The sequence below is a fragment of the Pseudomonas protegens genome (genome assembly GCF_003732485.1).
GTDB lineage: Bacteria > Pseudomonadota > Gammaproteobacteria > Pseudomonadales > Pseudomonadaceae > Aquipseudomonas > Aquipseudomonas protegens_B.
In genome coordinates this window covers 14,366-24,923 of the sequence record NZ_MOAK01000092.1, presented here as the reverse complement: position 1 = coordinate 24,923, position 10,558 = coordinate 14,366, and the positions used below count along the sequence as shown (strand labels likewise).

General features: G+C 55.9%; 10 protein-coding genes and 1 pseudogene. 8 read left to right on the top strand and 3 right to left on the bottom strand.

Features of this window, described 5'->3' with window-relative positions:
- The first annotated feature begins 7 nt into the window (after nt 1–7).
- Nucleotides 8–325: a hypothetical protein gene (locus BLX41_RS34070; RefSeq protein ID WP_123728178.1), complete on the top strand. Its 318-nt coding sequence runs from the start codon at nt 8–10 to the stop codon at nt 323–325.
- Nucleotides 326–361: 36 nt separating this feature from the next.
- Here BLX41_RS34070 and BLX41_RS32555 read toward each other — a convergent pair whose 3' ends face one another.
- Nucleotides 362–580, bottom strand: coding sequence for a hypothetical protein (locus BLX41_RS32555; protein ID WP_123728177.1), 219 nt, complete (start codon nt 578–580; stop codon nt 362–364).
- Between the two features lie 556 nt (nt 581–1,136).
- On the opposite strand from BLX41_RS32555, the gene BLX41_RS32550 reads away from it, so the two are divergent.
- Together BLX41_RS32550 and BLX41_RS32545 are read left to right on the top strand one after the other, a co-directional pair.
- Nucleotides 1,137–2,213: a hypothetical protein gene (locus BLX41_RS32550; protein ID WP_259745495.1), complete on the top strand. Its 1,077-nt coding sequence runs from the start codon at nt 1,137–1,139 to the stop codon at nt 2,211–2,213.
- Between the two features lie 331 nt (nt 2,214–2,544).
- Nucleotides 2,545–2,763, top strand: coding sequence for an antitoxin Xre/MbcA/ParS toxin-binding domain-containing protein (locus BLX41_RS32545; RefSeq protein WP_123728175.1), 219 nt, complete (start codon nt 2,545–2,547; stop codon nt 2,761–2,763).
- Nucleotides 2,764–2,947: 184 nt separating this feature from the next.
- On the opposite strand, the gene BLX41_RS32540 is transcribed toward BLX41_RS32545, so the two are convergent.
- Nucleotides 2,948–3,262 carry a DUF7693 family protein gene (locus tag BLX41_RS32540; protein WP_123728174.1) on the bottom strand — a complete coding sequence of 105 codons (315 nt, stop codon included), beginning with the start codon at nt 3,260–3,262 and terminating at the stop codon, nt 2,948–2,950.
- Nucleotides 3,263–3,572: 310 nt separating this feature from the next.
- Here BLX41_RS32540 and BLX41_RS32535 point away from each other — a divergent pair, with 310 nt between their 5' ends.
- The 4 genes from BLX41_RS32535 to BLX41_RS32525 all read left to right on the top strand — a co-directional run bounded on the left by BLX41_RS32535 (nt 3,573) and on the right by BLX41_RS32525 (nt 8,480).
- On the top strand, nt 3,573–5,333 hold the full coding sequence (locus tag BLX41_RS32535) for an ATP-dependent nuclease (protein WP_259745494.1): 1,761 nt from the start codon (nt 3,573–3,575) through the stop codon (nt 5,331–5,333).
- Between the two features lie 19 nt (nt 5,334–5,352).
- Nucleotides 5,353–5,598, top strand: a complete 246-nt coding sequence (locus BLX41_RS36990; RefSeq protein ID WP_259745493.1) for a hypothetical protein — start codon at nt 5,353–5,355, stop codon at nt 5,596–5,598.
- Nucleotides 5,595–7,598, top strand: a complete 2,004-nt coding sequence (locus BLX41_RS32530; protein ID WP_123728173.1) for a UvrD-helicase domain-containing protein — start codon at nt 5,595–5,597, stop codon at nt 7,596–7,598. The genes BLX41_RS36990 and BLX41_RS32530 overlap by 4 nt, the downstream gene beginning before the upstream one ends.
- Nucleotides 7,599–7,673: 75 nt before the next feature.
- Nucleotides 7,674–8,480: a hypothetical protein gene (locus BLX41_RS32525; RefSeq protein ID WP_123728172.1), complete on the top strand. Its 807-nt coding sequence runs from the start codon at nt 7,674–7,676 to the stop codon at nt 8,478–8,480.
- Nucleotides 8,481–8,958: 478 nt separating this feature from the next.
- Here BLX41_RS32525 and BLX41_RS32520 read toward each other — a convergent pair whose 3' ends face one another.
- Nucleotides 8,959–9,390 carry a hypothetical protein gene (locus BLX41_RS32520; RefSeq protein WP_123728171.1) on the bottom strand — a complete coding sequence of 144 codons (432 nt, stop codon included), beginning with the start codon at nt 9,388–9,390 and terminating at the stop codon, nt 8,959–8,961.
- 425 nt (nt 9,391–9,815) lie between these two features.
- On the opposite strand from BLX41_RS32520, the pseudogene BLX41_RS36985 reads away from it, so the two are divergent.
- Nucleotides 9,816–10,081, top strand: a pseudogene (locus BLX41_RS36985) (hypothetical protein).
- The last annotated feature ends 477 nt before the right edge of the window (nt 10,082–10,558 follow it).

Below are 10,558 nucleotides of genomic sequence, written 5' to 3'. Positions count from 1 at the left end.
CTGCTTGATGCGCCATACGACACCAGACGGTCGCTACTTCGTAGTCAAAGGTCAGTTATGGCGCTACAGCAATCCCGCGCTATCTGATGACCAGCGCCAGCAGTTGGTGCAGATGTTGATGGAGGCGCGGAGAGCCGTCAAAGTAGCGAAGGCAACAAATCATGCAGATCAGATGCGCACCGCTCGAGCAGAAGTAGATCAGGCGAAAAGGGCACTAGGGGAGAGGGGCCCGGTATGGTGGAGCGACGGCAGCCCGGACTACAACCGCCACAAGGCTGTTAACACGCCCTATGCTGAGTGGTACCGCTCACTGCCCGAGCCGTAGCGATCATGCGCGCAGAGACACAGATTTTGAGCCCACCTATTGCTTGACGCTCGCCGCTACTAGTTCCGCGATGCCTTGCCGTACAGCATCGATGTTGTCGTCGAGAGTCGTCAGAGCTCCATTCACATTTCCCACCACACTGCTTGCTCCTCGATCACCAACCCATTTGGCTAGCTCTTCGACGGCGGCGCGTAATGCATCCTGGTTATGGCTGAGGCGCTCAAGGACTTCAGCGGCTGTCCGTAGCTCTTTCATGATTAGCGAATCCTAGTAAGGTTGGCAGCAGACCTTGTATCACGGTTTCCCGCGGTAAAGCTGGCATCCTGGTATTTCAAGGTGCCGCCCTGGTTGTGTTTTGCTCCCCTCATTACGTTCACGCGAAAGCTGGAGAGTGTGCAGAAGGAGGCTGCCACGTGAATTGATCCGCCTGGTCAGTAGGTTCGGTCGTGGCTTGTAACGGAGGTTGACTCTTATACTGTGTTTACATACAGTATAAGAGTCCGGGGAGTGCTCCAATCTAATAGGTGTGGTACTGACTCTCTGACGTGCCTTCTCGGACTCGTGTAACTATCAGGATGATTTTTGCACGCACACAGAAGCCCCTTTCGGGGCTTTTTTCGTTTTAGAATTCTTCGCCTTCGACATGGGATTAGTCACTCAGCCCAGCGGAAGAAATCAGTCCCATTTGATCACTCATCACTGAGCTAAGATTCTTCATTCTTATGACCAAGTGAAGCGAGGGGCTATGGCAGTTGTGTTCTTTCTACCCTGGATATCTGCTACCGAAGAGCTACGAATCGCAGATCTCCGCTTGATCCCTTACGAACGAGGTCGACTCCCGGGTGAACTCCTGGGTATACCGCAGGAGGCTTTCGACGGCGTACTAGGCAACTACGGCGACAGAGGTTTCGGCTCTCAGCTTTCACAGCCAACACAGCATGCTGCGGTCATCATTTGGGATGAAGACACACCGGGCCTTGAGGCCTCGGACGCCCAAATCCAGCAACGACTGGTTCAGTGTTCGTATCTCGCATTCTCTGCCCTGGTAGGTCGGTCGTTGTGCTCAACTTCCGACTATTGCAACGCCGACACACTCCAGGTCGTTGCGCAGCGGTTTGATGTCGCGTCACCGGCTCATTCCTGTGTGACCACGCGCCGGCGTGACGGTGGGACACAAAACATGCTGGCGGGCAGGGGAGGGCTCAAGTTCATTCGGCCGTACCACGTCGACAACAGCTCGCGAATTACGCTCGACATCCCTTTGCTTGAAGCATTACTCAAGCTACCTGTTGGGAAACTTAAGGAACGTATCGACGAGGCGGTCGTTTCCTTCCTCAGAGCCAATACCGATGCGTCATCCATAGATGAACGATCCGAACTGATTCTGATGCGGGTCGCCATAGATACACTGCTCGACGTTCCACATGACAAAGCTGCCTTCCGCAGAGCCATCAACGAACACTTCGATGAGCTACCGAACCCGCCCATCTGGCATAACGGGAGCCTGGACGAACAGTGGTGGTGCACGCACTGGGACAAGCACGTAAATCGCCCGCTCGACGCCTGGGTTCACGATTTCTGTGCCGCTCGTAACGCCGCAGCTCATGGCCCCGCAAATGGTGAGAAGGGAAGCATCTGGCCTCGCCATAACCATCTCATTTTCTCCGCCTGGTTGCTGCCGCTGATCGTCAAAAAGCTACTTTCCCAAGTCGGGCTTTACGCGTTCACCGCCGAAGATAAGGTCGCCAGGGCGGGCTTTGAGGTCTTTCTGGCGCACGATCTGCTGGCCTTCACCGACAAGAATGAGAACAAGGTTTGGTGGCAAACAGCCGAGTCTGAGCTTTATCTGCCTCTGTTTGCTGAGCAATTGCAGCGAGCATGCGAATGACAAAACCATGGTGTTGTGGGCTTGAGTCAATGCGTGCTGATACGCAGTGGGAGACGGGGAGGGAATCCGGGAGAGAAATGAAGATCTAGCTTGAAGCCGCCCTCGACTCGGTGTGTAAACCAATTTTTTGATGTGTAAACCACCCCGCTTTACACGTCAAAAAACTGATTTACACATTTCCTGAGACGCCGGCCTCAGGCCAACGTAACCACCTGCAGGGATCGTAGTAATAGGGACGCCTGAAACTGGCACCAGGCTCGCCTATAAGGGGGAGACATTGAGCGGATGGCGATGGTGTAGTCTAGGATCAGACCGCAGAAGGAGCGTACTCATGAGCACTTTGCCCCCCGATCAACAGGCCCGTTATTTGGAGGTGCTCGACGCCGCGAAGCGCTTGTATGGCGGTGATATCGACGCAGCGATGCACTGGATGTCGCGTCCGTTAAAAGCATTTGGCGGCAAAGCTCCTGACGCTATGGTCACGACCAGGCTGGAGACGGACACGGTTATCGAGTTTATCAGGCGCTTGGAGCATGGGTTTGTCGCCTGATTGTCAGCGAACATCGCTCTAGAGGCGTGTCAGATGTCGAGCCTGATTCGGCTCAGGGCTGCCAAGCCAGCCACACCCTGATGATGTAAACCTCTATATGCCCACCGGGCAAATTGGCCGTGCGCCTCCTGAGTCGCCCTGGGTGAGGTTAGTTCCTTCTCGACCTATGCTGAGTTCGGGGCGTCTAGGCGTCTCTCAGCAATTTTTCTAACGTGGCCTGCTCCCTAGTGCTCAACAGCTCCACAGGGTCGGTACTGTACGACTGCAGCGACTCGAAAACGTAAGCACGTCCCTCGGGGCTGTAGCAGCTGTCGCAGTAATCGAGTGTGTCGCAATCGTTGTAGAACGTGAACACCCAGCCGTCGGCCTCGACAGTCATCAAGCCACAGTAGATCTCAGCCCACGACTGCTGGCCAATGCGGCGCATGGTGCGTACCCCTTGGGCAATGTCTCGCAGGATTTGATAGGCCTCGCGGGCTGTTAGTGTTTTTGCTGCCAAACGAAAAGCTCCTGTGCGTATTGATGCTTTCGGCCTGTTCGCGACCGGCCTGGGCCGACAGCATCGTAAATGAACCTTGACGTCTTGCGCGGGCTACGCCGCCATCAATTTGTGCCGCACTGATACTCGCAGCGGCTATACGCCCACGCGAGTATGCCGAATTATCACGATCCGGCTGCAACCGGATGAATCGTCTAGCAATAATGGCTTTTTCATGGCATATAGCTAGCGCATCCAGGGAGGGATAGCATCGGTCAGGTTGACGCTCAGCGACCCTCTCCCTGCCACTGAATCGGGTGAGGGTAGCGCTGTGTACCTTTCGGCTTTGAAAATCGAAAACTTCCGCCAGTTCGGCCAAGGCGGTCATGCGTTGAACATCCAGTTCAACGAAGGCGTGACAGCCCTCGTAGGTGAAAACGACGCGGGCAAAACCGCAGTCATCGATGCGATTCGCTACGTTCTGCAGACACGTGATGCTGAGTATCTCAGGCTACAGATCGAGGACTTTCACATCGCCAACGATGGCACCCAGGCGGAAGCCATCACCCTCAGGTGTACGCTGGAAGGACTGAGCCCCGCGGAACTCGGCGCGTTCGCTGAGTATGTGACCTACAAGGGTGGCGTTGGGAGGCTATACGTTCACTGGTCGGCTCGCCGTATCGTTGCCTCCGCCTCCACCCGTAAATGGGTCGACATCTCGGTTCGCTCGGGTGAAAACGGAGAAGGCCCGTCGTTGGACGTGGGGGTACGGCAACTACTGGCCACCGCGTATCTGAAACCGCTGCGCGACGCAGAACGAGAGATGTCGCCGGGCAGAAACTCCCGCCTGTCTCAGGTACTCAGTAGTTTCCCGAACATTGACGCCGGCAGCGTCTTTGATCCTGCAGCGCTTCCAGCTGACCTTGCTGACGCTGAGGCCCTCAGCATTGCAGGCATGGGCGACTATCTTCGCCACCTGGTGAATAGCCACGGCGCCATCGTCTCCGCGCAGAAGGAAATCAACGACACCTACCTGCGTCCGCTCTCCCTTGCTGGTCAGCCACTGACAAGTCGCATTGGTTTCGGGGAGGCGGGAACGGATCCCGCCAAACTCAAACAGATCCTAGAGCGTTTGGAGCTGGGGCTGTTGGATCACGCCACAGGTGAAGCCCGCGGCGTTTATGGGCTGGGCTCGAACAACGTGCTGTTCATGGCCTGTGAGCTACTGCTGCTCGGTAAAGAGCCCGACGGACTTCCGTTGCTCCTCATCGAAGAGCCAGAAGCGCACCTACATCCTCAGCGCCAACTCCAATTGATGGAGTTTCTTGAGGCTGCGGCTCAGCCAGCTACAGGCTTGAGGCCGGTTCAAGTCATATTGACCACGCACAGCCCCAACCTAAGCTCCAAAATTCCGTTGCAGAACTTGGTTCTGATGCAGCGGCAGCAAGCGTTCTCCCTTGCGGAAGAACAAACCTGCCTTGCTCCTGACGACTATCGCTTCCTCAGCCGCTTCCTGGACGTTACCAAAGCGGGTCTGTTCTTCGCGAAGGGGCTACTGGTCGTAGAAGGTGATGCCGAGGCCATTCTGCTGCCGTCACTCGCTCGGCGACTTGGCAAAGATCTCACCAAGCATGGTGTATCGATTATCAACGTGGGCGGCGTCGGCCTGCGCCGGTATTCGAAAATCCTGCAGCGGAAAGACACCTCTAAGGGGGAGATATCGGTGCCTACCGCCTGCATTACAGACATGGACGTGATGCCGGACTGTGCACCCGAGATTTTGAGCCTGAAGGGAGTAGAAGGGGCTGTATGGCCAGACAAAGCCGATCGACGCTGGCGCGCGATGAAAGACTTCGGTGCCACTGCGCCTGACCTTGAAAAAGGCCTCAAGGAGCACCGCGACAAGCGAGCAGAAAGTGACGGGCAATGCGTGCGCACATACGTTGCAGATCACTGGACGCTTGAGTACGACCTAGCGTTCAAGGGGCTTTCGCAGGAAGTCCACCATGCCGCATACCTTGCCATCAATGAGGAAAAGGGCGCAGACAGCTTTCGACAAGATCCAGTCCACCTATACCACCGAGGATGCTAGGTGTTCCGCGATCTACAAATTGTTTAAAAGAGCTTCTAAAGCGATCGCAGCCCAGCACCTGATCGATTTGATCGACCAGCGTTTTGAAAACAAAACCCTGGACGCCACGATGCTGCGTGGGCTGCTGCCCACTTATGTTGTCCACGCGATCGAGTACGCAACCGGAGGTGCCGCACTGACCACAACCTCTAGCCCAGCTCACAATCTCGTGGTGCCGGCAGCACCAACAGGCTCAGCTGATCCGCTGGAAGAGGTCGCCGAATGACGCTTAGCCAACTGGTTGCCCCCATCACTGATGCCGATGTGGATTGGGTCATCAAGCTTATGGGGCTGGAAACGCTGGACGAGCCTCGTCGTGATTTCTTGAAGTCCATGGATACCATCGATGTAGCGGCTTGCCCGGGAAGCGGCAAGACGACGCTGGTCGTGGCGAAATTGGCCATCCTGGCTCGTCACTGGAAGAGCCGTATGCAGGGTATCTGCGTGCTTTCACACACCAACGCGGCCAGGGAAGAGATCGAGAAACGCCTCGGCGGCACGGAAGTAGGTCAACGGCTGCTGCGCTTCCCTCACTATATCGACACCATCCATGGTTTCACCGGACGATTCTTGGCTTCGCCATGGCTGCGCTCGAAAGGGATTGGGCTGCTGGCCATTGACGATGACCTCACGCACAAGGCACGCCGAAGAAAGCTGACGGATAGCGAGCACTTCGGTGCAAAGACGGCCTTTGAGATGAAGCATAAAAGCCTCCACAGCTTGCGAGTCCGGTCTGCCGATTTTGATCATCCACTCGGGGATGAAGATATCGGTTTTGCGCCACACACCGCCACCTACAAAAGTGTGGTGAAATCGCTGAGTGGCGCTGCCAAGGCAGGTTATTTCTGCTTCGATGAAGTGTTCGTGCTGGGCCACGCCTTACTCGACCAAGAACCAGCTGTGGGCGGCGCATTGCGTCTGCGCTTCCCGTGCGTATTGATCGATGAGATGCAGGACACCCAACCTGACCAGGCGGGCATACTGCAACGCGTCTTTCCTCACGATGATCCAGATGTTCGGGTCATCCGCGTCGGCGACCCAAACCAGGAAATCTTCGACAGGAAGACACCACTGTCAGATCCGTTCCCTGACCCAAAGCGTCAGTTGGAGATCGCTAGCAGCTTCCGCTTTGATCAGGCAATTGCGTCGATTGCCAACCCGTTTGCCTATGCCCCGATCACAGATGGCTTGAAAGGGCTGCGGGCGGAAGGGGAACCCAGCACCATCCCGAACACGATCATCGTTTTTCCGGACAAGGATGCAACCAGAGTGCTGGACGAATTCGGCAAGCTGGTGCTGAAGCACCTTCCGGAAGATATCCGCGAGAAGGGAGTGTTCGCCGTCGGCGCCGTGCATCGGCTTGAAAACTTCAAACCGAACCAGTACCCGAAAGCCTTGGAGCATTATTGGCCATCCTATCGGTCTGACACGACCAAGACGTCGTTCAAGCCCCGCACGTTCGCCGAGGGTGCACATATCGCACGTCGCTATGCGATGAAGGAACCCACGGCCAATTCGGCCGTTGAGCTGCTGGCCTCGTGTCTGATCAACCTCGGTGAGCTGGCTTTCCCTCGTAGCCTGGTTCAGATACGAGGTCGGCACCAATCCGCTGTACATGAGAAATTCACGGCCAAACCCAAAGCCTTCGCTCAGTACCGCGAGTGCCTCCAGCAAATGCTGTTTGTGCCGTCCGAAGTCACGCAGCAGGACTGGGTCAAGGTCATCGCACCGAAACTCATGATCCTTGCAGCCGCGCTCTGTGATTCTGAGGGTGTTGCAGCTGAACTCCTAGGCCGACAGTACCTTGCCTATGAGCCTGCTCCGGTTGCCACCGAAGCCGGAGAGACAGGGGGTTCCCTTGTAAACACCTACCGGTTCCAGGATGTCTCCGCCGGCGTCGATATCCGGATGTCATCCATTCACTCGGAAAAGGGCAAGACACACGCAGCGACGATAATCTTGGAGACCTTCAGGGGCAGTCACTTCATCCAGAAACTCATGCCATGTCTTGAGGGCAAAAAAGCAGCTGCCAAGAGGCCTCAGGAAACAGCGAAGAAAGACATGATGCTGATGTACGTAGGGATGACTCGTCCGTCGCACATGCTGTGCTTGGCCATGCGCCAGAGTTCATTGGGGGAGGGCGCAGCAGGGGAAAAGCGAAGGGCGGCGCTTGAAAAAGCTGGCTGGTCGATTCTGGAGCTTGCAGCGTCAGCACCTGTCCCTTAGCCGCCGCCCGCCGCTATGCGGACAGTAAAAGCCGATGCGTTGCCATGAACGACTAACAGCAAGGACGCAGCAACAATGAAACCCGAGATGTCAGAATTTTCCTACGGCTTCGCCTTCACCAACGAGCTGATCACAGCGCCTGGCGCTCATGTCGTCGCTGCCCCCGAGTTTCCTTCACTACAGAAAGAAGGAAAACCGGGTGGTGGCTACGACGTCAAGATCCCTTTCGGATCACCACTGTTTCTGCAGTTCAAGCTGAGCCATCGATTGGAGCGTACAAACTGCAAGGAATACAACCTGATGGGGGGCGCCTACTACCGTTGGCACCTGCATGCTTTACGGCACTCCGCGCAGCATGATTTGCTACTGGCGCTCGAAAGCACGGGCAGTGAAGTCTATTACGTGGCCCCAGCGTTCCATCTAAGCGCCGAGCTCAACACGCATTACCTGTCGAAGCAGATCGTCGACAACTCGTTCGGGTTCCGCCCCAATGATATCGGCGTGCTGCCTGACGATGATGAGCACTACGTCGTCTTCAATGGCCACCCTGTGGCCTACCGATGTTCGGATGACCCATCGCAAGTCAAAACCCACATGATGAGTGATCTTCTAGGTACCTCCCGGGATCAACAAGTCACCCGGGATTTGGATGAGGGCGGGATTCGCCAACTTGGCCAGTTGATCGTCGACGCGCTTCGTAAAAGCAGAGGCCGGCGCCTCATCGGGCACAAGTCGGTCAATCCAGATGAGGTCGCGCGGGCAATCGATGGCCAGCCTACGCTACGCACGCTCGCATTTATTTCGCGGACAGTCCTGGATTCCGAATTGCTCATCGTTAGAAATGAGCCAACGGCGAAGCGCATACTTCGCAAGCGAGGGTAGGTGGGGAATGCGTCGATTAGGCCCTGGACTCAAGCTGCAGTCTTGAAGGGCTCACCGCGACCGAGCAAATGTTGAGTGCTGGGAGAGCCTTGTACGCATTCTGTCAGGCAACCCACTGCCTACGATCAGAAGCTGAAAACTAAGATTTACCTTAGTTTTTGCGGTTTTGTCACGGTTGACTAGAGAATCTAAGCTATGGCTTAGTTTTTCCCCGACTGCACCAAAGCGTTGGCTCTAGTGCGGGGGAGCATCCACCGCTTGGGTGGCCTGCCTAGTGTTGAATGTGATCATGCGTGCAGGCTTTCCGTGACTGGTATCCGATCATTTCGAGCCGGGGGGGGCACCTGGACTGAGCACTTCCCCGGTCATGAGCTTGCTCGACCGAGGCTTGAGCGCTTAGGAGAGTAGGGGGCTCGTATTTTCCAAAGTGCCTTGTCAGTGGCAGATGACTGGGCAAACGATCTAGCGTGCGGCACCTTCAAGCCCCGGCTATCCAACTCTCCATCTTCCCTTCAAACCCATCTGCGCAAAACTCCAGATTTGGCCAATAGTTCTGGTACACCCCATAGTCTAGCGCCGCTGCGATCCCGCGGTTCTCGGTGCTCAAAACGCTCCATGCTCGATACATCCGTTGCTGCCAGTCGGTCTCTGTCACTAACCGGTGCGATGTGTTCCATGACCAACCGTCCTTCATAAGCGTTGTCACAAAGAATTCCGCATCCGCATCCGCATCCGCATCCGCACAGCTGGCGTCGTGGGCAATCATTCTGTCCAGGATCGAATAGGAAATACCAATCGCCTGGAAGATCGATACCACTTGGCTGTCCAGCTTGTCGCTACATTGGGGAGCTTTCGAGGCACCAGTTTGCTGCGGGATGAAGGCGAATACGGTGGCGACTGGGGAGATCATAGGGCCTGCCTTTATTGTTGTTGTTTAATTTCATGATGCCCATGGAGCAAGCGTCGTCGCAACACGGCGCATGATGTCTGCCCGGGCACTCATGAATCGAAGCCATGAGGCAAGCGGAGTGCGCAAGCACAAGGATATAAGCCCGGAGTGCCAAGACCCAGACGCAGTCGGGGCTTGGTTCACAACAGCCGTGCCCAGCCCTCAGGAGCTCCTGCGTCTGGCTTCACCGCGATACGTGATCGCGAACAAAGCGCTCCACGTGCATGCTTGCCCTAGTCACCAGTGGAGGTTGTTAGGGACTTGGTGACCGGAATTGTGATGGAGTACAAATGTACTCAAAAGGGCTTATGAAGACTCATTACATCCACCTCGCTCCGTATATCTCTCCTGTGCAGCTTGTGAGCCGTCGGTGGTGTCTCTGATGTATTAGCTCAAGCAATCCCGCGCTAGCTGATGACCAGCGCCGGCAGCTGGTGCAGATGCTGATGGAGGCGCGGAGAGCCGTCAAAGAAGCGAGGGCAACAATTCATGCAGACCAGATGCGCACCGCTCGATCAGAAGTAGATCAGGCGAAAAGGGCACTAGGGAGAGGGGCCCGGTATGGTGGAGCGACGGCAGTCCAGACTACAACCGCCACAAGGCTATTAACACGCCCTATGCTGAGTGGTACCGCTCACTGCCCGAGCCGTAGCGATCATGCGCGCAGGAAACAGATTTTGAGCTCACCTTCTACCAGACATTGATCTAGTACCAGCTTCCTAAAACCGGTGCCTTGGGCGAGTCGCTCCACTAGTGCGGCGCTTTTGTCGTTTTAGGGACTCCCAAGGGCTGGGTAGGCAGCAGATGTGGTGAAGTGCCTAGGACAGCGAAATGCTCTGCGCGCAACCAACTGCTGTACCTTAATGACGCCGGGGAGGGCAGTCAGAACAGCTGCCCATTACCAAGAGGGGCGGCATGCGAGCAAGATCACTGGCATTACTTGCTACTGCGCAAAGCAATCCATACCCATTGGCTTTTTAGTTAATATATTTGTTTAAACGCTGAAATGGGTTTGAGCGCAAAATACCAGCCTGCACCAGCTGGATGTAGCAAGCATTGCACCATCTCACGATCATGCCGGCGCGAGGCACATTGTTAGCTTTACCCGGCCGAAGCTTAAGAAACGGCC